Origin of the sequence: Providencia sp. PROV255 (assembly GCF_028478065.1) — a bacterium.
Taxonomy (GTDB): Bacteria; Pseudomonadota; Gammaproteobacteria; order Enterobacterales; family Enterobacteriaceae; genus Providencia; species Providencia rettgeri.
In genome coordinates this window covers 171,852-195,996 of sequence record NZ_JAMPMI010000005.1, presented here as the reverse complement: position 1 = coordinate 195,996, position 24,145 = coordinate 171,852, and the positions used below count along the sequence as shown (strand labels likewise).

The 24,145-nt window shown below is 38.4% G+C and carries 23 protein-coding genes and 1 tRNA gene; 6 read left to right on the top strand and 18 right to left on the bottom strand.

The window, feature by feature from the left end; all coding sequences use genetic code 11:
• Positions 1 to 291: 291 nt before the first annotated feature.
• On the bottom strand, positions 292 to 1,029 hold the full coding sequence (gene hutC, locus PR725_RS04625; RefSeq protein WP_042851623.1) for a histidine utilization repressor: 738 nt from the start codon (positions 1,027 to 1,029) through the stop codon (positions 292 to 294).
• A 264-nt stretch (positions 1,030 to 1,293) separates the two neighbouring features.
• Positions 1,294 to 2,532 carry an imidazolonepropionase gene (gene hutI, locus PR725_RS04620; RefSeq protein WP_117162401.1) on the bottom strand — a complete coding sequence of 413 codons (1,239 nt, stop codon included), beginning with the start codon at positions 2,530 to 2,532 and terminating at the stop codon, positions 1,294 to 1,296.
• Positions 2,533 to 2,756: 224 nt separating this feature from the next.
• On the opposite strand from hutI, the gene smrB reads away from it, so the two are divergent.
• Positions 2,757 to 3,299: an endonuclease SmrB gene (gene smrB, locus PR725_RS04615; RefSeq protein ID WP_004912393.1), complete on the top strand. Its 543-nt coding sequence runs from the start codon at positions 2,757 to 2,759 to the stop codon at positions 3,297 to 3,299.
• A gap of 19 nt (positions 3,300 to 3,318) precedes the next feature.
• On the opposite strand, the gene sixA is transcribed toward smrB, so the two are convergent.
• From sixA to fadI, 3 genes are all read right to left on the bottom strand, one after another.
• Entirely contained in the window at positions 3,319 to 3,801 is a 483-nt protein-coding gene (gene sixA / locus PR725_RS04610; RefSeq protein WP_109911525.1) for a phosphohistidine phosphatase SixA, read from the bottom strand.
• Positions 3,802 to 4,144: 343 nt separating this feature from the next.
• Positions 4,145 to 6,367: a fatty acid oxidation complex subunit alpha FadJ gene (gene fadJ / locus PR725_RS04605; RefSeq protein WP_272567813.1), complete on the bottom strand. Its 2,223-nt coding sequence runs from the start codon at positions 6,365 to 6,367 to the stop codon at positions 4,145 to 4,147.
• Positions 6,367 to 7,686: an acetyl-CoA C-acyltransferase FadI gene (gene fadI / locus PR725_RS04600; RefSeq protein ID WP_110732010.1), complete on the bottom strand. Its 1,320-nt coding sequence runs from the start codon at positions 7,684 to 7,686 to the stop codon at positions 6,367 to 6,369. The genes fadJ and fadI overlap by 1 nt, the downstream gene beginning before the upstream one ends.
• Positions 7,687 to 7,839: 153 nt before the next feature.
• On the opposite strand from fadI, the gene PR725_RS04595 reads away from it, so the two are divergent.
• Positions 7,840 to 7,962 (top strand): hypothetical protein, encoded by a 123-nt coding sequence (locus PR725_RS04595; RefSeq protein ID WP_255456667.1) that lies wholly within the window; start codon positions 7,840 to 7,842, stop codon positions 7,960 to 7,962.
• Here PR725_RS04595 and PR725_RS04590 read toward each other — a convergent pair.
• Positions 7,959 to 8,255: a YfcZ/YiiS family protein gene (locus PR725_RS04590; RefSeq protein WP_004912408.1), complete on the bottom strand. Its 297-nt coding sequence runs from the start codon at positions 8,253 to 8,255 to the stop codon at positions 7,959 to 7,961. The genes PR725_RS04595 and PR725_RS04590 overlap by 4 nt on opposite strands.
• 353 nt (positions 8,256 to 8,608) lie before the next feature.
• Here PR725_RS04590 and fadL point away from each other — a divergent pair, with 353 nt between their 5' ends.
• Positions 8,609 to 9,928 carry a long-chain fatty acid transporter FadL gene (fadL, locus tag PR725_RS04585; RefSeq protein WP_272567807.1) on the top strand — a complete coding sequence of 440 codons (1,320 nt, stop codon included), beginning with the start codon at positions 8,609 to 8,611 and terminating at the stop codon, positions 9,926 to 9,928.
• Positions 9,929 to 10,494: 566 nt separating this feature from the next.
• Here fadL and mlaA read toward each other — a convergent pair.
• A complete protein-coding gene (gene mlaA, locus PR725_RS04580) occupies positions 10,495 to 11,247 on the bottom strand; it encodes a phospholipid-binding lipoprotein MlaA (protein WP_004912414.1) in 753 nt (250 codons plus the stop codon).
• A 354-nt stretch (positions 11,248 to 11,601) separates the two neighbouring features.
• Here mlaA and PR725_RS04575 point away from each other — a divergent pair.
• A tRNA-Arg gene (locus PR725_RS04575) sits at positions 11,602 to 11,676 on the top strand.
• Between the two features lie 164 nt (positions 11,677 to 11,840).
• Positions 11,841 to 13,007, top strand: a complete 1,167-nt coding sequence (locus PR725_RS04570; protein ID WP_272567805.1) for a tyrosine-type recombinase/integrase — start codon at positions 11,841 to 11,843, stop codon at positions 13,005 to 13,007.
• Here PR725_RS04570 and PR725_RS04565 read toward each other — a convergent pair.
• From PR725_RS04565 to PR725_RS04515, 11 genes are all read right to left on the bottom strand, one after another.
• Positions 12,998 to 13,714, bottom strand: a complete 717-nt coding sequence (locus PR725_RS04565; RefSeq protein ID WP_272567802.1) for a retron Ec48 family effector membrane protein — start codon at positions 13,712 to 13,714, stop codon at positions 12,998 to 13,000. The genes PR725_RS04570 and PR725_RS04565 overlap by 10 nt on opposite strands.
• Positions 13,704 to 14,891: a reverse transcriptase family protein gene (locus PR725_RS04560; protein ID WP_272567799.1), complete on the bottom strand. Its 1,188-nt coding sequence runs from the start codon at positions 14,889 to 14,891 to the stop codon at positions 13,704 to 13,706. Before PR725_RS04560 ends, PR725_RS04565 begins: the two co-directional genes overlap by 11 nt.
• A 661-nt stretch (positions 14,892 to 15,552) precedes the next feature.
• Positions 15,553 to 15,711: a hypothetical protein gene (locus tag PR725_RS04555; protein ID WP_272567796.1), complete on the bottom strand. Its 159-nt coding sequence runs from the start codon at positions 15,709 to 15,711 to the stop codon at positions 15,553 to 15,555.
• Between the two features lie 81 nt (positions 15,712 to 15,792).
• A complete protein-coding gene (locus tag PR725_RS04550; protein ID WP_442959423.1) occupies positions 15,793 to 16,011 on the bottom strand; it encodes an ogr/Delta-like zinc finger family protein in 219 nt (72 codons plus the stop codon).
• A gap of 301 nt (positions 16,012 to 16,312) precedes the next feature.
• Complete coding sequence (locus PR725_RS04545) at positions 16,313 to 18,988, bottom strand: DUF927 domain-containing protein (RefSeq protein ID WP_272567937.1); 2,676 nt, start codon at positions 18,986 to 18,988, stop codon at positions 16,313 to 16,315.
• A gap of 35 nt (positions 18,989 to 19,023) precedes the next feature.
• Positions 19,024 to 19,254, bottom strand: a complete 231-nt coding sequence (locus PR725_RS04540) for a hypothetical protein (protein ID WP_272567794.1) — start codon at positions 19,252 to 19,254, stop codon at positions 19,024 to 19,026.
• A 2-nt stretch (positions 19,255 to 19,256) separates the two neighbouring features.
• Positions 19,257 to 19,769 carry a host cell division inhibitor Icd-like protein gene (locus PR725_RS04535; protein WP_272567792.1) on the bottom strand — a complete coding sequence of 171 codons (513 nt, stop codon included), beginning with the start codon at positions 19,767 to 19,769 and terminating at the stop codon, positions 19,257 to 19,259.
• A gap of 69 nt (positions 19,770 to 19,838) precedes the next feature.
• Complete coding sequence (locus PR725_RS04530; RefSeq protein ID WP_272567790.1) at positions 19,839 to 20,360, bottom strand: GPO family capsid scaffolding protein; 522 nt, start codon at positions 20,358 to 20,360, stop codon at positions 19,839 to 19,841.
• Positions 20,357 to 21,376, bottom strand: a complete 1,020-nt coding sequence (locus PR725_RS04525; RefSeq protein WP_210855979.1) for a P2 family phage major capsid protein — start codon at positions 21,374 to 21,376, stop codon at positions 20,357 to 20,359. The genes PR725_RS04530 and PR725_RS04525 overlap by 4 nt, the downstream gene beginning before the upstream one ends.
• A gap of 21 nt (positions 21,377 to 21,397) precedes the next feature.
• Complete coding sequence (locus tag PR725_RS04520; RefSeq protein ID WP_272567787.1) at positions 21,398 to 22,237, bottom strand: hypothetical protein; 840 nt, start codon at positions 22,235 to 22,237, stop codon at positions 21,398 to 21,400.
• A complete protein-coding gene (locus PR725_RS04515) occupies positions 22,234 to 22,449 on the bottom strand; it encodes an AlpA family transcriptional regulator (RefSeq protein ID WP_272567785.1) in 216 nt (71 codons plus the stop codon). The genes PR725_RS04520 and PR725_RS04515 overlap by 4 nt, the downstream gene beginning before the upstream one ends.
• Before the next feature lie 1,185 nt (positions 22,450 to 23,634).
• Between PR725_RS04515 and tssB the strand changes: the two genes are divergently transcribed.
• Entirely contained in the window at positions 23,635 to 24,132 is a 498-nt protein-coding gene (gene tssB / locus PR725_RS04510; RefSeq protein WP_110732011.1) for a type VI secretion system contractile sheath small subunit, read from the top strand.
• Positions 24,133 to 24,145: the final 13 nt, after the last annotated feature.

Here is a 24,145-nt window from a genome sequence, read left to right as displayed (position 1 = left end):
ACCTTTCTTGTTCCTATAGATATAGTTGTATATACATGTGCGATCAATTAATCTTTTAACATAAAGATTAAAAAAATATGATATAAAAATATTTTTAATCAAATAAAACAATGAAATAAATAAATCACCTGATATTTTGCTGTATTTTCTTTATTCTAAATCTGCATGCTAGATCACATTTGATTTACAATAAATTCACACAAAATAGGTAAAGAAGGCATGCACTCGAGATGATAAGCGGAAAATATGCTTTATATCGTTCCGCCCATACTTTGACGTGGTGAAAAAAACTTATGACGTGAAACTGCCTTTCAGCTTATATCGATGACCCGGGAACAATAATTTTGTACTTGTCACCGTAAAGGACTGAGACCAAGTACGTCTTGTAATTAACAAGCAAGATGCACCTGTATTAATTTGCAATAACCTCGCGGAACGTTCATCTGCCTCCACGGCCTCCACAATATGCTCCCCTTGTGTTAAAGGAGCAACTTGAGACAAATAATCATGTGGTGTAATCGATAAAAAATTTTGCTGTAAGTAATCCGGAGCCGCTAACGCATTGACATATCTGTCTTCAATTTGAACAGGAACATCATTCTCTAAATGGACAATAATCGAATGAAACACCATGGTATCTGGGCTGATATTTAACTCATTTGCGAGCGCAGGTGACGCTTGAATTTCTTCGAGCTTAATTATCCTACAGCTGTATTTGTGGTTTCTTGCCAGTATTTCCGCTTCAATACTGTGTATTTCAAATAGTGCAGATTGCCCTTTTGGCTCAGCCACAAAGGTTCCCACACCTTGCAAGCGAACCAATAACCCTTCAGCGGTTAATTCACGTAATGCCCGGTTAGCCGTCATTCGACTACATTGAAACTGTGTCACGAGCTCAGACTCGGATGGAATACGGTCATTTGCTTGCCATTCTGCGGTGTGGATCTTTTCAATTATTGATTGTTTTACTTGCAAATATAGCGGGAGCGGTGCCCCTTGTTTATCCTTTTTATCGGCTGTCACAGTCATTTCCAATTTAATGATTAAAATCTTAAGTATTAATATGCTATTCGTTGAATAGGATACAACACGACCTTAGTGCTATCGGACATTTTTTATCCTGACAGTCGCGAATAAAAACATCATGCTTAATTATTAAGCATTAACATAATTAAACGATGCAATTTTAATAAAAACAAACAAAAAACAGCAAACTTTTAGGGTCAAAAGCGGCAAACAACCTCATTCACCGCTATTCATTATTGTTATAGTTAAAACAGCGACTCACCCATTTCACCCATTACGATGGGTAATTTTGCCTTCATGTACTCTGATGAACAGTGGGTTACTCCCTTGTTCATAAATCATTTCTACGGGCTCTTGCGCATTCCACACAACAAAATCCGCAATAAAGCCCGCTTTCAATTGTCCATGGCTATTTTCACGGCCTAACGCTTTAGCCGCGTTACGTGTCACCCCAGCCCATATCTCTTCAGGTGTCAGTTTAAATAATACGGCCGCCATATTCATAATAATACGCAATGAGGCAAAAGGACTGGTTCCTGGGTTAAAATCTGTTGAAACCGCCATAGGAACGTCATGTTCCCGTAACAGCTCAATTGGTGGTAGTTTGGTTTCCCGTAAAAAATAAAATGCCCCCGGTAATAAGACGGCTACGGTTCCGCTCGCTTTAAGTGCTTTAATCCCTTCTAGGTCCAAATATTCAATATGGTCAACCGACAAACCTTTGTAGCGGGCAACCAGTTCGCTCCCACCTAAGTTTGATAACTGCTCCACATGCCCTTTTACTGGGATCCCTAATTTCTGAGCCGCTGAAAATAACTTTTCACTTTGAGCGAGGGAAAACCCCACACTTTCACAGAAGACATCTACTGCCTCAAACAAGCCTTTTTCCCATAATTCAGGCATGATTTTTTGGCAAATCAAATCAATATATTCATCAGGTTTATCTTTATATTCAGCGGGGACGGTGTGAGCAGAAAGCAATGTTGAACTGACTGAAATAGGATATTGTGCAGATAACTGCTTTGCGACTAATAATTGTTTCTCTTCATTTTCATAGTCGAGCCCATAGCCTGATTTCATTTCAATACTTGTGACACCTTCTTGAATTAATGCTTCGAGCCTTGGCTTTGCCCGCTCAAATAATTCGTTCTCGCTCATTTTGCGGGTTTCACGTACAGTCGAATTAATTCCGCCACCTTGCGCACTAATAGTTTCATAAGAAACCCCATTCATTCGCTGTTCCCATTCAGAAGCTCGGTCACCGCCAAAAACTAAATGTGTATGGCAATCGATTAATCCAGGGGTTATTAATTTACCTTCAACATCAATAAGTTCGCAGTCATTCAATTCAATATTTTGAGTAGGAACAATTGCAACTATTTTATTATCACGAACAACTAAATCATGGTGATTAATCAGTCCATAAGGAGCTGATAGTACTGGGTCCATAGTGGCAATACGGCCATTACGCCAAACGACATCCCGAGAGTGTGTTTTGAATACCATCGTTTTTCCTATTGTTGTTGAATTCAGTTTTATTCATTGCATTAATAAATCGTATAGATATGTATATACAATTAGACTAGCAAGTCCCCTTTTGTCAATGCTTACCTGTAAAAAGGTTATAAATATGTTACTTCGCACGAACAATCTACGATTATGACCATTCATCAAAAATGAGTTACACTACCAACCAGAAAAATTAATCACAAAAACATATTAGTAAAATTATGAAGAAAAAATTTGGTCTAGAAGATGAAGATATTCGTCTTTTCAAAGAAGCCATTAATGGAGCAAAAAAAATCCGTCAGGACCAAGTCCTGCACGCACCTGTCCGCGCCAAAGTGACACAACCATCTAATAAAAAAGTCATACAGGAACAGGTTGACGCCTCCTTTTATTTTTCAGATGAATTTCAACCTCAACTTGAAAATGAAGGCCCAACGCGTTATTTAAGGCCCGATGCTAACCCTTATGAATTAAAAAAACTTCGCCGCGGCGATTACGCTCCGGAGTTGTTTTTAGATTTACATGGCTTAACACAAATGGAAGCAAAGCAAGAAATTGGCGCGCTCATTGCGGCCTGTAAGCGTGAAAATGTCTATTGCGCCTGCATTATGCACGGCCATGGTAAACATGTTTTAAAGCAGCAAACACCACTTTGGCTTGCCCAACATCCTGATATTATTGCTTTTCACCAAGCACCTAAAGAATGGGGCGGTAATGCAGCCTTATTGCTGCTTATAGAAACTGCTGAGAGCGCTCGCCGCTAAGCGCTCATGTTGTTCTGTATTATTTAGCAAATAGCAATTGAGATGGGCTCAACATCCATTCAAACTGACTTTTTTGATGAGCCACATCAATGTCAACACATGCCACTGTTGATGTCGTGAACATTGGTGGTTCTTTATGTGGGCACAACTCCGACACTAAATAGCCAACCAGTGGCAAATGAGATACAACCAATATCGCATTTGCGCCTAGCACAGCAATATCCCGAATATGGTCAGCCACAAATGCGGCATTCCCTCCTGGCGTTAATTGCCCTAAAACTTCTGACTTTGCTGGCAAATCAAGGTGCTGGCTCACAACTTGCCGAGTTTGTTCTGCTCTTAAATAGGGGCTCACTAACACCGAATCAATTTTAATACCTTGATTCTGTAGCCATTGAGCCATCAATACTGAGTCGTCTTTTCCCTTTTGTGTCAATGGGCGCTCAGCATCGCTAGGCGCGTGTATCGCTGCATCACCGTGACGCATAATATAAACTTGCATAATCCACCATCTGAGTAACCTACCTGATTAAGGAGGTTATTCTTTTGTTGTTAAGCTAATTGTTGTAAAAGTAACCATCAGTTGGGTGAAATGTGATTCTGCATGAAATGATCAACAAAGAAAATGATTTGAGTAAATTTTTGTGTATGTTTTTTTAGCAGTCCATGTCGCATGTTAAATTTTAGTATTTATTATCAATTAGTTAAATTTAATATAATGATTTATTCTAATCATACGAGCTTTACGTAAAAGAGCCTGATAACCAAAAATATGTTTGGTATCAGGCATTGATTGGTTTTATTAAAAAAGCAACAAACAGCTAATAGGCTAGCTTACCGCGCCATTATTGTTCATTACTTGGTTTTATTACATCAACCCCACCTTCTACCTTGGTAGAAAAAAAGGTTCGATTATTCTCTGCCATGTCACATAGCAATTCACAAGGCTGGAATTTATCACCATATTTCACGGCGAGGTTATTCAGAGTTTCCACCGTTTTTGCAATCCCTAGGCTATCCATATACCTAAACGGACCACCAAAGAAGGGCGGGAAACCGATACCAAATACCGCTCCCACATCCCCATCACGAGCATTTCTAATGATGTTTTCATCAAGGCAGCGGGCAGCTTCGTTAAGCATCATCATGACACAGCGCTGTGCAATATCCGCTTTAGTCAGTTTATTGTTGGGAACCATTTCAATTAGTGAATAAATGGTTTTATCAACTTGACGTTTACTGGCTTTTTTCCAAAACCACAACTTATTGGTGTGATGACCATATTCATAAAAACCTTTGCCGTTTTTCTTACCTTTACGGTCATCTTTAACCACTTTGTCGAGGATATCAGGCGCCTTAAAACGCTCACCAAAACGTTCAACTAAAATCGGTAAAATTTTTGTTCCTACATCAATGCCCACTTCATCCAACAAATTAAATGGCCCAACAGGGAAGCCAAATTCAACTAAAGCACGATCAATGTGTTCTATTGATTCACCTTCAACAAGGCATTGCGCTGCTTCACATAAGAATGGCGCTAAAATGCGATTTACATAGAAACCTGCATCATCCCCCACAACAATCGCTGTTTTACCTTGGCGTTTTGCTAAAGCAACCACTGTCGCAATTGTAGTTTCATCTGTTTGTTGATGAGGGATCACTTCAACTAAAGGCATTTTATCGACGGGACTAAAATAGTGTAAGCCAATCACTTTTTCGGGATGAATCGCTTTCTGTGCAATTTGGTGAATAGGTAAAGATGATGTATTAGAAGCAAAAATAACTTGCTGTTTCGACATCTTCTCAACTTCAGCAACCATTTTTTGTTTCAGTGCTAAATCTTCAAATACCGCTTCAATCACGATGTCCGCATTTTCAAGCCCTTGATAATTTAATGTGCCTGATACCTTAGCCATAACAGCTGCACGTTCTCGGGCTAATAACCGCCGCTTGATAACTCGCTGGGTCAGTAGATCCCAGCTATAGCGCAAGGCCTGTGTGACGCCTTTGTCTGAAATATCTTTTATACGGACGGGTAATTTACCTTGAAAAGCGGTGACATAAGCAATTCCACCGCCCATCAACCCGCCACCAAGCACACCAACTTGATTAATCTTCAATGGCGTTGCTTGTGCCCCTGTGTCATTTTTTAATGCGGTAACCGCAAAAAATAAATTACGTAATGCAGCAGACTCTGGTGTCATCACGAGCTCACCGAAAGCTTTCACTTCTTCCGCATAGCCTGCTTGCAAACCTTTATTCATACCTGTTTTTACGATATGAATAATTTTTTCTGGGGCTGGATAATGGCCTTTAGTTTTGCTGAGTGTTTTTTGTTTGGCACTCTCAAACACTTTATTACGTAGTAATTTGCTGCTTAATAAACGCTGTTGCCAATGGATAGCTGGACGCTGAACGCCCCCTTTTTTCACCATTTTCACCGCAACGTCGAGTAAAATAGGCTCTGGAACCACATCATCAACCAACCCTATTTTCAGCGCCTGTTTAGCTTTTAGCTGGCGGCCTGTCAGCATTAAATCCAATGCATGCGGAATACCAATCAACCGAGGTAAACGCTGAGTTCCCCCGGAGCCAGGTAATAGCCCCAATTGTACTTCAGGCAAGCCTAATTTCGTTTTATCATCATTGGAGCAAACCCGCGCATGACATGCCAAAGCAAGCTCTAGCCCACCCCCTAAACACGCACCATGTATCGCAGCAATAATAGGCAATGGGTAGTTATCGATTTTATCAAACAGTACATGACCTGCTTTTGACAATTCACTGGCTTGGGACTTATTTTCACAGCCTGCTATCATGCTAATGTCAGCGCCTGCAATAAAATTGTCTTTTTTTCCTGAGGTAATAACTAGCCCTTTCAAACCAGAGGTAGACTGCGCTTGTTGTAAAATCGCCAGAAATTGTTCCGCAAACTCCGCTTTTAGTGTATTTACTTTTTCATTGGGGACATCAATGAAGATAACCCCCACATTCTCGTCATAAATTTCTAAGCTAAAGGCCTGTTGTGTTTTTTCTCTTGTAACTTCTATAGCAGAATTTTGAGCCATTATTCCACCTCTAAAATCATTGCTGCACCTAAACCACCCGCAGCACAAGCTGTTGTTAACCCAAACCCACCACCGCGTCTACGTAACTCATTTAAAGTTTGTGTCACCATTCGTGCGCCTGTAGCCGCAAATGGGTGCCCATAAGCAATAGAACCGCCTAAGACATTAAATTTGTCCATATCCACTTCGCCAATGGCGTGATCCATTCCCAGTTTCTCTTGTGCGAATTTACGGCTACCAAACATATTTAAATTAGCAAGTGTTTGCGCAGCAAAGGCCTCATGCATGTCAATCAGGGATAGATCTTGCAACGATAACCCTGCACGTTTTAAAGCGAGTGGAGTGGCATAAGAAGGCCCTAATAGCATATCTTCCCATACGTCTATTGCGGAAAACGCATAACTTCGAATATAGCCAAGCGGTGTATAACCCAGTGATTTCGCTCGAGACTCTGTCATCATCAATACCGCAGCGGCGCCATCCGTCAACGGCGTGCTGTTTGCTGCAGTAACGCTACCGTGCTTGCGGTCAAATGCGGGTTTTAATTTCGCATAAGAAGACAAAACTGAGTTTGTACGCACATTGTTATCTTGGGAAAATGCTTGCTTAAAGGGAGGCATATAGGCAGTCATAACTTCATCATTTAAAGCGCCATTTTCCCAAGCTTTTGCCGCTAACATATGCGAACGATGAGCGAGTTCATCTTGCTGGGCTCGGCTGATCTGATAACTTTTCGCCATTTGCTCCGCGGTATCCCCCATGCGTAGCCCCGTAGAGTATTCCGCAACACCCGGTGCGACAGGCGCTAAATCCTTCAAGCGTAATTTCGTTAACAGTGATAATTTTTGCCCAACAGACTTTGCTTTACTTAAAGCTAACAATGTCTCTGCCAATTTTTTTGATACGCCAATAGGAAGCACAGAAGATGAATCCGCCCCGCCAGCAATACCGATAGAAATATCACCTACCATCATGCTTTGTGCAACATTAACAATTGCTTGAAAACTAGTTGCACACGCTCGAGATACACTATAAGCATCCGTCGAAACGCTCATACCTGTTCCGAGAACAATTTCCCTCGCAATATTAGGCGCTTCTGGCATTTGTACCACTTGCCCAAATACCAGTTGCTCAATGAGGTTTTTGTCTAAATCACTACGGGCTAATAACTCAGCAACTACCGCTTTACCTAAATCGACTGCTGGAATTCCTGCATATGCCGTAGATTGCTTTGCAAAAGGCAAGCGTAGACCACTGACAATGGCGATCCTTTCATTTGTTTTATCTGTATTTTCACCATGGTGGAGATGTTGATTCATGGTCGCTCCTGCTAAAGCAAAAATGAAAATTATAGTTAACTCACTCACTAACCGGATAAAGAGGTCTGACCTGTAATGATTGTTAACATAAAATTCACAATTATCAATGGGTATTAATAAAAAATGCGAGCAGGTACGCAACTTAGAGTAAAAATGCAACAAATTGCAGTAAGGGAAAACGAGGGGGATGAAGGAAGCCTTTTATCACTGAGTGTTAATCAGACCACCGTTTTAGCGATAAAAGGCAAATCAGAGCAAATTCAAACGTTTGATTAACGAAGGCCTAACTGAAAAATTAAGCTTTCTGCTTCACAGCTAAAACTAAATTCAGCCGTCAGCTCAACACCACCCTCTACAGGCTTAATAGAATGGGTTATGACACAAGGATCAGACTCAACAGATTTTGCTTTTTCTGTGAGTGTTTTCAGCATGGTTTCAGCTTCACCTTGTGTAGCGAAAACATGCTGATACGACGCAGTACAGTCTTTATTATCCAATACTGTTCCCACATCTACACAGCAGCAGGCTGCGGTTTCATCCGCGCTACAACGGTTAATCGCATCAGTCATTTTACTCTCCAAATAAACAAACTGTTAAGTCACTATCATAACGCTGAAAAAGTGCTAAAAACTAGTGTGTATCAAAATATATCGCTAATAATTAAACATAAGTTTGATCTTACCCCGTATTCGCATACTTATTGTTCTCAATTTATCCGCTCATGTTGCCATTTTGTTAAATATGTCGCATTTTTGAAAACAATATCACAATAATAGCAAAACAAGCTTGCAACATATCAGGTGGTCAGACCTATACTCTAGTAACTGGTCTGATTTGTCATAACGGCAAGGGACCCTACAATTCTGCGCTTCTTGCGATAGAAGTCGCTTTATTCAAAATAAAACATAAGAGGGTTTTGGTCATGAGCCAGAAAAACCTGTTCTCTAGATCAGCTTTAGCAATAGCAGTGGCAATTGTATCATCCAACGCAGGCGCGGCTGGTTTTTTGCTTAATGAATATTCTACATCCGCACTGGGACGCGCGTTTTCGGGAGCTGGTGCGATGGGCGACAACGCAAGTGAGGGAAGTCGAAACCCTGCTGCCATGATGTTGTTTGATCGCCCTTCTCTTTCTATTGGTGCCGTTTATATTGACCCAAGTGTTGATATTAAAGGCAAAGGCGGTTCACTTCTCGGTAGCAATACCACCGCAAATGACATTGCACCAAGTGCTGTTGTACCCAATGCACACTTTATATTCCCAGTTAATGACAAATGGGCAGTCGGTACGTCAATGACCACCAACTTTGGTTTAGCCACTGATTTTAATAAAAATTATGCAGCAGGCCCTATAGGCGGTAAGACAGACTTAAAAACAGTTAATCTAAACTTAAGTGGAGCATACCGTGTAAATAATAATTTTAGTTTTGGCTTGGGCGTGAATGCCGTGTATGCCGATGCTGAAATTACCCGTCATGCGGGAGATCTAGGTACTTTAGCACCTAAATTAGGTTTACCTCAATTCCCAGCTAGCACTACCATGGCCAAATTAACAGGCGATGACTGGGGTTATGGTTGGAATGCGGGTATTTTATATGAAATCAATGATGATAACCGTTTAAGCCTAAGTTACCGTTCAAAAGTTAAAGTTAAGTTTGAAGATGGCAAATATTCCAATGACATACCAAAAGCAATAACTCAATTAAATGGTACAGGTGGTGAAAAAATCAAAGGTAAGTTAGACCTTAATTTACCTGATATCTGGGAATTCTCTGGCTACCATAAAGTTGCACCTAAGTGGGCTCTACACTACAGCGTTGCCTATACTGGCTGGAGTGAATTTAAAGAATTAACCGCCTACAGAAAAAGTAACGGTGAGCAGTTATTCCATAAACCTGAACACTTTAAAGATGCATGGCGTTTAGCACTGGGTACCACTTATTTCTATGATGAAAACTGGACATTCCGTACAGGTATTGCCTACGACCAAACACCTGTACGCTCTGATTACCGTTCAATTTCTATACCTGACCAAGATCGTTACTGGTTAAGTGCTGGTACCACTTATGCATTCAATGAAAATGCTTCTGTTGATGTCGGTATCTCCTACATGCACGGTAAGAAAGTTGATATCAAGGAACGGTTAAGTGAAGATATTCCTGAAAGTGTTCTTCCTGCATATCATTTCAAATCTGAAGGTTCCGCTTGGTTATATGGTGTGAACTTCAACTATACATTCTAATTAATTGAATTTTCAGTATCAGGGAGTTCCCTCCCTGATACTATTTTCAACTTCAACTATCTCATCCCACTAATTTTCAAAACTTAACATAAATTTTCTTGACCCTAACCCACATCATATGTAAATTAAATGTTAAGCATATAATTCACTTTACCATTTCTTTATAAAATAGATACAACCTCATTTTTGAGATAATTTGCTTTATATTTCATTAGATTATCATTCATTCTCTGAATGTTCTTATTTGCAACTACAACCCAATAGCATAATTTATACTGATGACACCCACTAATATATGGCTTTTCATCAAACTATATTAATCACGCTATATTCTATTATTGACTACGGCCGTGAAGGCATGTAAAAGAGGCAACAATGACGAAAACTTAGGAGGTTTTATGGGAACACTGTTTACTGTAGGTTTTATTGGTGTATTAGGGGTAATCGCCCTGATTGACACTATCTCCCAACGAGGAAAAAGAGACAATGATTAGCTTTCTATTTATCACTCTCTAGTATTGTTCTAATGCAAGAGAGTGATAAACCTTCCAAAACAATTCAATTTACTAATCTATCGAATCAAGCTGGTCTTCAATCGCTGCTGCATTTGGGTTTTCTGTTGCTTTTAACGCACCACCACTTGATAAGAAGTCATTACGTTGGAAATAGGCTTCTCGCATCATTAAGTACGGATCTGAAGAGTTTTTCAGCAATCCATCTGAATCTAACAACCTTGCACGAGTTTCAATTCCTTCCAGTGCCCACTTACCTGCTGACATCCAGAATGTGAGATAGCTTAACATTGGATATAAATCATCAACTAAATCACCACCTTGTTCCCTTGGTGTTGCACTACCATATCCCGGTAGCACCACATAGGGACCATAGCCCACATCGTAATAACCCAAGGTATTACCAAAGCGTTTGGGTTCTTCTTTAACTAGCTGAGGATTGGCCATTGATGCAACATCAATCAAGCCTCCCATACCAAAGACGGTATTAAGGAAAAAGCGGTTAAAATGTTTGAAACCTTGAGTCACTTCACCACGCAAAAAACTATTTAACATACTTGCAGGTTCTTCAAGGTTAACGAAAAAATTGGTTAATCCATTTCGGGCAGGCATCGGGACATAATCATTCCAAGCAACCGCTACAGGCCTCAAGACATAAGGGTCAAGGACGTTATAGTTGAAATTAAACATTGCTCGGTTGAACCCCTCTAAAGGGTCTGAACGCTCATGTGTTTCTGGGTCAATGCTACTAGCACAACCTGCAATCAGCACCCCTGCCAGAAAAACACCCGTCATGCGAAACTTCATAACATTTCTCCATTCCCTGCACCGTCCTACTACGGTACTTTCCACTGTAATAAATATTTTGCTTATAGTAAGGCTAAAAAAAGAATTATGTTAATCCTTTTGAGTTATTTGATTATCTTAAAGACTAATTATAAGCCATTTAATCATATTCTTATTATAAGAAAATTGAACAATTAGTACAAAACAGAAATACTCCCTCACTCAATTTTAAAAATGACAACCTCCCTACTTTCGAATAAAAAACAGTCAAAAAAAAATTTATGGCAGATAAATTCGATTATTTGCCCGTAACAACTTGATTCAATTAGGTCTGAACAGTAAAATGCCCTCGCTGTCGTAATTTTGACACCAAAAGTCCCCTTAGTTAAATGGATATAACGAGCCCCTCCTAAGGGCTAGTTGCAGGTTCGATTCCTGCAGGGGACACCATCACCACTTCTAAAGACCTCTCAAGACTTCCAATTTTTCAAATAAAAACAAACAATTAATTATTTTGACTTCCAAGAAGGTCTAGTAACTTCTAGTGGAATCTAAGTACTAATGTGTATAGTATTGTGTATAGGTCTAGGTTCGATAAAAAAACTATACACATTATGCTGCTCACTGATATCCAAATTCGTAAAGCTAAGCCTAAAGATAAGGCTTACACCCTAAATGATGGCAATGGCTTATCCCTTCTCATTGAGCCCAATGGTTCCAAGGGTTGGCGGTTTCGTTATCGCTTTGCTGGCAAGCCTAAAATGATCTCATTTGGTGTGTATGGACAAATTTCTTTAGCCGATGCCAGAAGAAAAAGAGATGAAGCAAAAAAACAGCTTTCAGATGGCATAGACCCAAGTGATGCCCGCAAATCGGAAAAGATCACACAAAAATACGCTGCTGAAAATACGTTTAAAGCCGTTGCGATGGAATGGCATGCATCAAAATGTTCTACATGGTCAAAAGGCTATGCGAGCGAGATATTGCGTTGTTTTGAAAATGATGTTTTTCCTTTCATTGGTAGTCGACCTATTGACCAATTAGCGCCATTAGAATTACTTGCCGTATTGCAGAAGATAGAAAAACGTGGGGCATTAGAGCAAGCAAGTAAAATTCGCCGTCGTTGTGGTGAAGTGTTTAGGTATGCAGTTATTACAGGCCGAGCAAAATATAACCCTGCCCCTGATTTGTCTGGTGCAATGAATAAGCCTGAAACCAAACATTTTCCATTCCTACAAGAAAGTGAAATCCCTGATTTTGTGAAGGCACTTAATAACTATCAAGGCAGTAAAATCACGAAATATGCCACTCAGCTATTAATGCTAACAGGTGTTAGAACTGTTGAGTTAAGATTCGCGGAATGGTCAGAATTTGATTTTGAAAATGCACTTTGGGAAATACCTAAAGAACGAATGAAAAAGCGTCGCCCTCATTTAGTTCCTCTCTCACCACAGATATTAGAGATCCTTGATGAGCTAAAAGTTATTTCAGGGAACTATTCACTACTTTTCCCAGGGCGTAATGACGCACGAAAACCCATCAGTGATGCGAGTATGAATAAAGTTATCGCCAAAATTGGCTATAAAGGTAGGCTGACAGGTCACGGATTTCGACACATGATGAGCACAATCTTGCATGAAAAAGGCTTTGATAGCGCGTGGATTGAGTTGCAGCTTGCACATGTTGATAAAAATTCCATCCGTGGAATTTATAATCATGCATTGTATTTAGAAGGAAGAAGGTCTATGCTTATTTTTTATAATAAACTATTTCAAGTATAATCCCTCTTAATCTTTGATAATTCATCCAATTTAACACTTGAAAAAGCTGAATTAATATTATCGATAAATGAAAAAATCTCAGTTTCAACAATAATAAAATTATTCTTTGGTCCATTACTTAATATAATTCCGACCTCACTCAACTTTTCTATCATAGCTCTTTGATGCCTTTTATATTCGTAATTTCCCGTTTCTGTAGTTATTGAAGAATTAGCATCCTCAATAATTCCTTTAATACTAGATATAAATTTCTGATAAGTATCAGAAAGCTCTAGATTCCCATCCCTTGAGTTCGGAAACATCAAATTGTAAAAGCAAAAAACATTTATTTTACCCGCATTCAACATATCTCTCTTGTCAATTTCAGAATTAATATAATCCCTAAACATTTCGAAGTGAGAAATATGATTAGTTATTGCATTATTTTTAATATTCAAATTATATGTTTTTAATGCAACGATAATTCCACTAACAGTAACAATGGAAGTTATAGCCCAGACAGCAGAAGTAATTATAGATGTAGAGCCCTGTATTTTTTTATAAAAAAAATCTATTCCATTGCTTGATAAATTCCATTTCTCTTTATACAAACCTTCTAGGTATATAGTGTAACCAACTGATATAAAAAAGAATAAAATCGAAACTCCTGCTATTATCGAAATTATTACAACTGTTGTCTTCATGCTGTTATTTTTTTTATCTTTCATCTGGTTTTATTCCATTCAATTTATTTCGAATGTAAATAACTAGCTTATTAAAGGCTGGACTTCTATTTAATATAGCTGTTCTATGGTATGTTAAATCATACTTTCTTATATACCAAGATTTATTTTTATTTCCTTTTGAATAAGAGGACTCTAGGCTTTTTAAAGCAGCTTTTGTTTTTAATACATCTCGCCATGAAGGCAAAGGAATTATCTTTTTTATAGACTCTAAAAATATAGGATATTTATTATGCCCTAATCTACCCAACCTATTTATTCGGCCTAAACAACGATTATATTCTTTTCTATATGCAGCTGATGTTCGAGAGTTACTTTTTTTAGCTAGCATATTTAAATTATGTAATGAAGCCCTAATTCGTTTTACTTCATCCGAAGGAACCCTAGGAGAAATAAAATCAACTCTCAAACCATGAACGGTTAGAGGTTCCATTGAAACCTTAGTAACTTTACTTTTACTCTTATTTATTGGTAGATCTTTACTCGCAAGCATATTATCTATATGCATCTGTATGTGAGAAAAATCAAAATTAGACAATTTTGATGAGACGGTTATGTCATCAACTAGCCTTGTATAAACTAGACCATTTCTTCTTGTACGGGTAACAATTTCGTGTTCTTGGTCAAATAAGCATAAAGTTGCAATATAGCTTGATGTTAGAGCGCCTTGGACAATAAAATCGTCTTTACAACATAAATTAGTAATAAGCTCTAGTGCATCATTATGAATATTTAGAACATTCTCAAATATTTGTTTTACCAAGTCACGATGAATATGATCAAAAAAATCCTTGATATCTACCTTTAATATAGACTTAGCGCCACAATGTAGTTCTGCACAAGCTACATAATCTCGTCTTATTGAGTCATCATTATCATTTTCATTCGGAACAGAGCCAAATAGGTAATCGGGCCAGATGATTAGTTCACGAAAAATTCTCTTATTAATCCTACTTTGAATTTTTCTTAAATCAGCACTCAACGAATAAACTATACGCTTTGACCCATCAATTTTGGCTAATGTAATTTGTTTATACTTTTCATCAGAAGGTAAAGAGTCAACTCTTAGAAGCTCAACTTTATCTATTGATAATGTTGCAGATAAGACATCTAAGTTTAAGATAGGCTTTTTTGATTTACTTATTGGCTTATTACTTGTCATTTTAATTTATACTTAGAATGCAAAGTCACATGTGGTCAACCCATAATCAAGGGTGCGAAAGAATGGCGAAATTTTCACCAACTACTGTTAGCAACAGCCGCCATTCAATACGACCACATGCAATATGCCGTTGGCTACGGTATGTGTTCGCCGTTGCCAGCGATGGTCGAGCCCACGGAACATGCCTTATGCTAATAAGGCGCTCCAAATCCTGATCTGATTTAAAGCATAAGCTAACAGCATTATCAATTGTTGGTTGCAATTAATCAGCGGAACGCTGACGCAAACAAACTATAACAAAAAATATTATTAGTTCAAGCTTAAGCAAAACATAACTAACGTAAAATTCACTACACCGCACCCGCCTGCACAATTTAGATCATAAAATTATTTCAGTTTTAAAATTCTACAAAACATATCGCCAAGCCGTACCAATACTAGGTTGTTGCCGAAAATCTCAAACTGAAATCTGTGAAAAGATTTTCAATAAATTTCAGTTTTCAAGTGAATCACACCTAGTGAATTGGTTTATAATTAATTGAATATAAATAACTTTTCTATTTTACGTGAGATTTTTACTTGAAAGTATGAGCCGCATAAAAACTGAAAACCCAGTATCTACGCGGATTGAGAGGAAATAGAAAACTGAAATATGAACGAATTACTTTTTTATTTTAGTGTTTGTTTTTTGAACTAATAAATCTTTATTTAACCACGTATCAATCAAACGGTGGGCTTCTTTTTCTGTATATCCCCTTAGCTCTATGACTTTTTTATTGTCACTCACTTCTATTCGAATATTACGCTTTTCATTAAACATATTTAATTCCCCTTAGTAATAATCGCTACTTGGTTATATATCAAAATTACCTTTATACCATTCACCTTAATTTACATTTTGTTAGGCTCTATTTTCGATAACATCAAAACATAGCTGCTTTGGCTGATCTTCGGGCTTTTTATGATAAATAGAATGTGAAAACGTCAGCGTTAGTCTATAAGTGTGTCCACACTCAAAATCAGAGCACGAACAATAAATATAATGAGCATTATCCCTACCCTGCCTATCAATTTTCTTAATTTTGGCTTCCTGACCACACTCAGGGCAGTATATTTTCATCACTCGCATTGCTAATCCCCCTTTGCCTTATATGCCTTCCAGAATAAAGCTTATTAAATACATCCATTTTCAATTTCACTGGTAACAGTGGTAACACTGGTTACATCATTGATTTTAAATAATTTAACTTGTTACCTTTTCTTAAAAATCACGTGTAACACAAGGTAACGCCCTATTTTCGTTACCTCTTGTTACCACTCATATTAATTTACAGGTAACAGCTATAAGCCTTGATATCCCTAACTGTTACCTTTGTTACCACTGTTACACTTCAAATATAAGATGGTCAGTTTCATTACTATTATTCGGCAGAGCCCAGCACGTCACTATTGAACAAATAAACACGTTTAAGCCCTATTTCTGGTAGGCGTATGCTGTTTTGTGACCTACCGTCCTTACCTGCTTCTAACCAACCTTTATCAATACATAAACGCGCAACCTTCCTTGAGTCATAACCTTTACATATTTCTTTCCATGCGGAAGATAGAACATAAAACTGCACCGTAGGTTCTTGGCTGTTCGTACCTTTTTCAACACGACGAAAACCCATCATATTGAGCGGTCGGCTATTCTCATCATACCAATCCGCAAAACGGCTAAATTGATTACGTGAGATAAAATCAGTCACTTGCTCTAAGGCAGTGATATCTTCCTGATTTGCTGTATGCCCCCGCTCTTTCATCCAAGCCACTAGGCACTTTTCAGCCGCAATATAGGCTTCGCCCTCCTGCCAGCCTGTGATCCCTGCAATTGTGGCAATCTCCCCCGCCATCGCAACAAGGGCAAAACGGGTGATAGCCCGACCAACTTGGTTACCTGCATTTTCAGGCATCATTTTAGCGGTATACTCTTTTAATAATGTTTTTGCTGTACCTGAGATGAACGTGAGATCATTTGTAAGATATTTTAGCCAGTCACGGAATGGGGTACCGTGGTATTTAGTGACTGCATGCTCTAGGTATTCCGCTAAGGCTTTGCCGCTAGCAAATTGATGTAAGTCCTCAAATACACCGTGTTTACCTGAATCACTTGGGATTTGTATCATACGGACTTCAACCCCTGCATAAGTGCGTTCGCCTGCATTGGCCGCATGTTCAACCAATGACAATTCACCCGTTGAGAGAAACAGTAAATTCCATCGATTCGTTTCCCTGACGCTGCCATCCGTTTTTGCACGGGCTTTACCTTGGCCATTTGCCAACATGTAAGCAATGTTACCCGCTTCGCGTCCGTCCACTTCTCGGATTTCATCCAGCATTAGCGTAGCGTCATTACGACGGCAAGCCGTTCCCTCAAGCGCGTTACCTGTTGCCCGCCATGTGTACCAGTAATCGGTACCACCACAAACAGAAGCGGCCACTTTCATGGTGGTCGTCTTACCGTCTGTTGATTCACCTTTTAAATGGTAACCACCGCCACCCACACCGACTAACTTTAATAATGATGACGCAAAGGCAAGGCTTACGGAAAACGCCAGCCTAGCGTTTCCCACGCAATATTTACCAATGTGCTCCCGCCATTCGTCACTAGTGCCTGCTACCCTAAAATCTTTGCCTTGCACACTGGAAGTTTGCAAAATAACAGAATCTGCCCCTGTTCCAACAACTTCATCCTGCAACACATACACGTTGCCATGCCAGCCCGTTTTATTTACGCAAGTGACTTTTTTCTCTGGTCGGCACAATGAAATATATTCCATTAAATGAGCCCGAGCCTGCCCCGAAATATTGATATATGAAAGCCCGTTCACCAAAAGAACACGGCGCAATTCTTCACCGCTGCCGCTTAACATTTCCATTGGCATTGCCCATTTACGGCAATTTCCGTAGGTATCATCCCATTCCAATAAACGACCGTAATTACTGCCGTCTGCATCGCAGGTGATCGCGGTGACTTTTATCGGGCTGCTGATTTTGATATTTCTGACCTCGGTGTCACCATCCGATTTATTGACTAGTTTGTCATACCACAAATATTCTTGGGTCAGCCTAAAGCCTTGGGGCAAATAGGCTTTATCCTTACCGCAGTATGTCATTTCTTCAAAGAATGCTTCTTTGACTTTGACCGTGCTATTTTCTTGTCGGTAATCATCCCAATCCGCTTTGTAATGAGTTGGCGGTAAGGTGATCCAACCATCAACTGCTTTGGCGGCTTTCTCCGCCCACACCTTACCCGTATTCTCTTTACCATCTATAAAATCGTTATCACCCGCAATAATGATTTTTACCGATGGATAACGTTCCCGTAGCTGCTGAGCGGCTTTCACAAGATTAGTAGCCGCAACAGCGGCCACAATAAAGGTATCAATTACCTTCGATAGGCTTAACCCCGTAGCAAAGCCCTCTGTAATCACAATTTGCTCAAGTGTGTCTTGTGCATCCCCCGACACAACAATAAATGAACCTGAAAGCCCAGAACCTGATAACAATGCCTTATCACCTTCTGGGCTGATAAGTTGCCCACCTTTAACCTGAAATTGATTATCGACCAATGGCAATAAAATTGAGCCAATTGGGAACGTTAATTCACCTTGTTTATAGGAATTCTGGGTAATTAAACATTGATGGTTAATTAAGCCCTTATTTGTTAAGTATTGGCTTTCCCCTAGGCATGACGATGCTTTCAGCTTTTCAAATAATTCGATGCCCCGAGTCACATTTAATTTTCTTACTTTGGTAGGCGTGATCATACTAAACTCAGGTAAAAGCAATATTTTATTGATTTCAAAACAAGCGGTTTTCGTATCTTTTCCTGTCACTAGTTTGAGCAAATCCAGCCCATCACCACTGCCACACTGATTACAAAACCATGTACCTTTCCCATTTTTATCATCAAAACGAAAACGGTCTTTACCACCACATTTCGGGCAAGCGCCATGTTTATGATTATCAGGAACGCAAACACCCAAACTCGTTAAAATATAGTGCCAGCGCCCATTTGCAGAGCGCATAATCTCGGTAACGGATGGTAACTGAATAGGGAGAGTTGATGAATTAGAACTATTTAGTAAACTCATCGTTTTATGTCCTTATTCATTAAACTACTTTCGCTGATCACAAACTCAACCTGCTCCGCTAAACATTCCATCATTGCAGCCATTCCCTCACTTGAGACATGGCGCTGGCCATTAATAGAGCTAGCAATAAGTAATTCAGATAGAAAGCTCGTCATTTGCGCGGCTCTTAATAATTGTTTTTCGCCCGATGCAGAAATAACTGCATTGATATGATTTGTATTTTTCATGATTAACATTCCCCTGTCTGACTTACAGGTAAACGACCTGCAAAAAGCAAAATGAAATCATGAACAAGCAGCATTCGTGCATCATTTTCAGTTGACGCAATAGCAGCCCGACGGCAAGGTTTTGCTGTGATGTCAGCACGTTTAATGCTCAAGAATAAGAATTTAAATTGAGTTTGGGTAGGGGTTGCCATCATGACGATGATCTCCAGTAACTTAGTTAAGGAGTCACCACCTGAAACGCCAATTTCGGGGGTGGTGACGTTGACAGGGTTGGCGTAACTGGAGTTACTGGAATCCAGCCAGCCCGAAGGCTGCCCCGCCAACGCCACCATAGAATCAGGGCGATACAAAACCGCATTTAATAGGTGCGCGTAGGCATAGACACAAAAAAAGACGCAAGGCGCGTCATGTGTCGCCAGTAACTGATTCAGGACGCCAATCCCGACGTTAGATTTTGCTAACGTGCGATCAATATAGCCCAACCGTTTAGACGGATGCAACCCTTTTATTTTCATAATTAACATGTCTTAAATTGGGAAGAATAGATATTTGAGGCTATGCCCAGAGTAATCTGGGCATAGGGTTTACCCCGCAGAGATAGCAGAAAACCAGTTATTTTTAGATTTGGTTAAACCATCTGATAGATTAAAATGCATTGGTGCACTAAATAAATACCTATAATTTTTATTAGCAAAATATAAGTTGTTAATTCTTAGACGTAATCTATCCGTACCTATGCTTGCTGGGTTATCCGTCACAGCTAATCCACCAAGGTAAAAAATACTCGTTCCTTGAAAGTCTTCCTCTATCTCAATTGAGCAAAATAATTTTTGACCTTCTTCATTGTATTTAATTAGTTTTTTGGTTGGTTTTAATCGCAAAAACAGCTGCATTTTGCCATTCATCATGTCGGCTTTTGCATCAATAACCTCACCTAAATTCTCAAGATTACGATTATGTTCTTCCCAAATTAAAGCCGTGTAATACTTAGGGTCATAGGTATCAGCCATTTCCTGTAACCATTCAGATTTAATGGTACGCTCATCGACTGTTTGCCCTTCTGTAGCAACACAAATCCAATTAGTTATTAATTGAGGGTCACTCATAATGAAAATACCCCTTCTTCAATTTGGATGGCATTTTCATCAATCGCAGCATAGAGATTTCCATCGCCAAGGCCATAACCTTCATTTCTAATATAACTGTGCTCATAGACTTTTCTGTCATCCACAAACTCAGCACGAAAACGACGTGTATTTTTCTGGGTATAGATATGCAAATTATCTAATGTGGTAACCACTAAGCGACGACCAGGCATAAACGGAGGAATAATCGCAAATCGCCCCGCAACCGTACTTAATGCCATTTGACTTGCCTGAATATCTGCGGCGTTATCTGCCCCTCTAAATAATTTTTCACGGTATAAAGCAGCAAGTTCTGAGCCAACCAATACGACTAATCTAGGGTCTTCACGGAACTCTTCGGGTATTTTTTTGATAATAAGAAAGTTGGCCATGGCATCTAAGTTAGGGAAATCACCGTCTTTACCTAAAACAATTTGATCCGTTACAATTTGAGAGCCGTTATTAAATGATTTTGCTATGGTGTGCCAACCACAGTTAACATCTTGCCCTCGTTTATATTTTTCTGGCTTTGTTGGAAATCCACAAAACTCGCCATTAAAGCCAATACGTATCATGTCTAGCGATACTGTTTTAGAGAACAAATCAGACATCACTTTAGTAAAGTGCTCATCATCACCACTACGGCTATTTGCAATTATCGAAAGCTGTTCGTAGGTAAGAGCCGTACAGGTATCCGTTTCCTCTAGCGTATAAGAAATAGCATCCATGCTTAAACGCTTATGAAAACGCTCCTCAATTGAACGACCAGTATGAAGGCTACTATCACCAAGGTTAACTGTATCCCCTTTGATTTCACTTACATCGGCTATTGTTAATTTATTTAAGAACCAATTTGAGTCTGATATTGCTACGCGCAATAAAGTTTCAGATGCATTAGTAATTGAAAATGTTTTACTATTTTTAGAAAAGTAATTTGCACCGCGTGTAAAATTGGCGTGAAAATCCCTTGCCACATTTGGTACTGTAGTAGCATACATAATATATTCCTTTTATATTTATTACATTAGATCTAATTTATTTTTAATTCTTTTTTGAATAGAAACCATTTTAGAAACATATTCATCAGCAGTTAACACTGTATTCACTGACTTATTATTAATACCATAATACTCTTTATAATAATTTATTTGATTATCAGAGGTGTTTCTTCTCACATATTTATCAGTTGATAGATGGCAATCACCAACGATTTTATTTATGTGGTTTTTTAAGTTATCACATTCATCTAATATTAAATTACATTCATTTGAATAAGCCCAATTCATATTAGACCTTAATGAATGAGTAGTTATTTTCTCGTTCGGTATTGAAATTAAAAACTCCGATTTATAACCAGTTACGTTTTCTTTTAGTAACTGTTCAACCACTGGCCTTAACAGTCCATATACCCCACTTATCTTATTTAACTTGTTCTGAGCATTTCCTAAGCATTCTCTCGCTCTTTCAACGTTATCGTAGGAGTCTGATGCCCATGCATGCGCAGTTCTATAGTTATTTGGCTTTCTCAGTCGCCCTTCACTTAAATTTTCCAAGTAGGTTTCTGCATCTTCTAGTTTCTGAACCTGTACATTACAATCTGCTATATATTTTTCTAACAGTTGATTACCTTTATCAATGAGCAGCTTCACTTCTTTTGCAGTTGGCATTGAATTATCAAAGCTAAACCCTATGATTTCACCTAATGCGTTAACCTTATTTCTTAACATAAATAGATGATTTATTTCTATAGCACGAATAATAAACCCTGTATCTTTACCGTTAGCTTCAAATGGGATTGCTTTATAATTTAAAACAAAACTTAATGACTCATCTTTATAGAAAGATATATTTTCTGTCATTCTCTTCTCCTTGCATTATTGATTATCCATTCATTTATTTCAGACTCTAGCCATGCAACAGAACGTGACCCTATTTTCATTTGCTTAGGAAAATCGTTCGATTTCATTTTTAAATAAATTGTGGAAGTTGGTAGACCTGTTAATAAAGTTACTTCTGGTAGCCTTAACAACCTATTTTCGGTGTTAAGTTCCCCCAAAGGTAATAAGCTCATAGTTATTCCCTTATAATTAAATTCTGTTTTTGAATCTTATTAGATGTTACTAGATGTCGTTGGATGTCTTTATATTTACACAGACATTAAGAATGGTAAAGAGAGAGGCTAAGGCATGATTTTTAGAATTATTATCTATGTCTAATTTTTGAACAACTCAAATAGCAACAAATAGTTATCAGTATTACTAGTCATTATCATTCATAACTAATCGTTCCCAATATAAAATTGCGAATTTAACAAACGGTTAAACAACCCTCTTTTGTAAAGAATTTTAATTATTTGTAAATTTACGCAATCAAATTATAATGCATTGAAATTTAACACATTTAAATTTCAGGAAAATACTCAAAATAAACCACACATTATTTGTGTAATATTTACTCTAAAACAAATTCCTGAAATTGAGGTTCTATAGCAAAAAGTTTATGTATAACAATGTGTATAGGAAATAAAGAAAGAAAATAATATTTATTAAAAATCAACACATTGAATTAACTAGTCGATTCCTGCAGGGGACACCATGCCTAACTCTCCCGAAGTCTACCTGACTCAATAAAAATCCTTTCTAATCAATTAAATCTCTTTATATCCTTCTTTTAAAGCTTTCCGCAAGCTTGATGTATTTACCTTTTCATCCTCACACCAAAATAGCTTTTTAGATTGATGACAACCCAATTTTTGCGTTTGTATTCAAATGGCCGTGGCTGTTTTGCAATATCCCTTTTTTACTGCGGTCGTAATAATGCCCGATGTCACACATTTCTTTCAAAGACCATTAAAAACGATGATTTTTCATAGGGTTCATCAATTCCTTTTCATAAAGTAATTTCCTATTTCAAAATCAGGGTCCCTACACAATAAACGAGTAAATATTCTTATGAATCACTCTGTAACAACTTGAAATAAAGTGTTACAAAAAGGTTTTGTTGACACAGAAAAATCATAACAATAAGAAAATAAAGTCATTAGATGTTGATATTATTGGTTTTTAAAATTACAAAACTAAGATAACTCAAAAAAATACATTAATTTGCACTCACACTTATTGATAAGAAAAGTTGATTTATTCATTTAGTGAAGATATAAATAAAATAACTACATAAGTTAAATATATCAAATTCAATTGTAACCATTTAACAATAACCAAGAAATATACCTGTTAAAATTCAAGGAAATTCACTCATGTCAGATAGCTTTCAAAATGAAGTCCCTAAAGCGCGGGTTAATATTAAATTAGATCTGCACACGGGGGGGGCTCAGAAAAAAGTCGAGTTACCCCTGAAGCTGTTAGCGGTTGGTGATTATAGTCATGGGCAAGATGATCGTGCGCTATCTGAACGTGAAAAAGTAAATATCAATAAAAATAACTTTGACAGCGTCCTCAATGAATTCTCACCGTCAGTCAATCTAACTGTTAAAAACACCTTAGCAGGGGATGGAAGTGAAGAAAGTATCGCATTAACGTTTAAAAACATGGCGGACTTTGAACCCGAGCAAGTGGCTCGTCAAATCCCACAACTGCGCGCAATGTTAGCCATGCGTAATCTGTTACGCGACCTAAAATCTAATCTCCTCGATAACGCCACATTTCGCCGTGAATTGGAAAATATCCTTAAGGATCCAACACTCAGTGATGAACTGCGCGAAGAGCTAGCCCAACTTGCACCGAAGAAAGATTAATTTGGATTACTAA

Coding starts and splice junctions, on each gene's coding strand:
- hutC (WP_042851623.1), bottom strand. CDS start 1,029: ATGACTGTGACAGCCGATAAAAAGGATAAACAAGGGGCACCGCTCCCG.
- hutI (WP_117162401.1), bottom strand. CDS start 2,532: ATGGTATTCAAAACACACTCTCGGGATGTCGTTTGGCGTAATGGCCGT.
- smrB (WP_004912393.1), top strand. CDS start 2,757: ATGAAGAAAAAATTTGGTCTAGAAGATGAAGATATTCGTCTTTTCAAA.
- sixA (WP_109911525.1), bottom strand. CDS start 3,801: ATGCAAGTTTATATTATGCGTCACGGTGATGCAGCGATACACGCGCCT.
- fadJ (WP_272567813.1), bottom strand. CDS start 6,367: ATGGCTCAAAATTCTGCTATAGAAGTTACAAGAGAAAAAACACAACAG.
- fadI (WP_110732010.1), bottom strand. CDS start 7,686: ATGAATCAACATCTCCACCATGGTGAAAATACAGATAAAACAAATGAA.
- PR725_RS04595 (WP_255456667.1), top strand. CDS start 7,840: ATGCAACAAATTGCAGTAAGGGAAAACGAGGGGGATGAAGGAAGCCTT.
- PR725_RS04590 (WP_004912408.1), bottom strand. CDS start 8,255: ATGACTGATGCGATTAACCGTTGTAGCGCGGATGAAACCGCAGCCTGC.
- fadL (WP_272567807.1), top strand. CDS start 8,609: ATGAGCCAGAAAAACCTGTTCTCTAGATCAGCTTTAGCAATAGCAGTG.
- mlaA (WP_004912414.1), bottom strand. CDS start 11,247: ATGAAGTTTCGCATGACGGGTGTTTTTCTGGCAGGGGTGCTGATTGCA.
- PR725_RS04570 (WP_272567805.1), top strand. CDS start 11,841: ATGCTGCTCACTGATATCCAAATTCGTAAAGCTAAGCCTAAAGATAAG.
- PR725_RS04565 (WP_272567802.1), bottom strand. CDS start 13,714: ATGAAAGATAAAAAAAATAACAGCATGAAGACAACAGTTGTAATAATT.
- PR725_RS04560 (WP_272567799.1), bottom strand. CDS start 14,891: ATGACAAGTAATAAGCCAATAAGTAAATCAAAAAAGCCTATCTTAAAC.
- PR725_RS04555 (WP_272567796.1), bottom strand. CDS start 15,711: ATGTTTAATGAAAAGCGTAATATTCGAATAGAAGTGAGTGACAATAAA.
- PR725_RS04550 (WP_442959423.1), bottom strand. CDS start 16,011: ATGAAAATATACTGCCCTGAGTGTGGTCAGGAAGCCAAAATTAAGAAA.
- PR725_RS04540 (WP_272567794.1), bottom strand. CDS start 19,254: ATGAAAAATACAAATCATATCAATGCAGTTATTTCTGCATCGGGCGAA.
- PR725_RS04535 (WP_272567792.1), bottom strand. CDS start 19,769: ATGAAAATAAAAGGGTTGCATCCGTCTAAACGGTTGGGCTATATTGAT.
- PR725_RS04530 (WP_272567790.1), bottom strand. CDS start 20,360: ATGAGTGACCCTCAATTAATAACTAATTGGATTTGTGTTGCTACAGAA.
- PR725_RS04525 (WP_210855979.1), bottom strand. CDS start 21,376: ATGTATGCTACTACAGTACCAAATGTGGCAAGGGATTTTCACGCCAAT.
- PR725_RS04520 (WP_272567787.1), bottom strand. CDS start 22,237: ATGACAGAAAATATATCTTTCTATAAAGATGAGTCATTAAGTTTTGTT.
- PR725_RS04515 (WP_272567785.1), bottom strand. CDS start 22,449: ATGAGCTTATTACCTTTGGGGGAACTTAACACCGAAAATAGGTTGTTA.
- tssB (WP_110732011.1), top strand. CDS start 23,635: ATGTCAGATAGCTTTCAAAATGAAGTCCCTAAAGCGCGGGTTAATATT.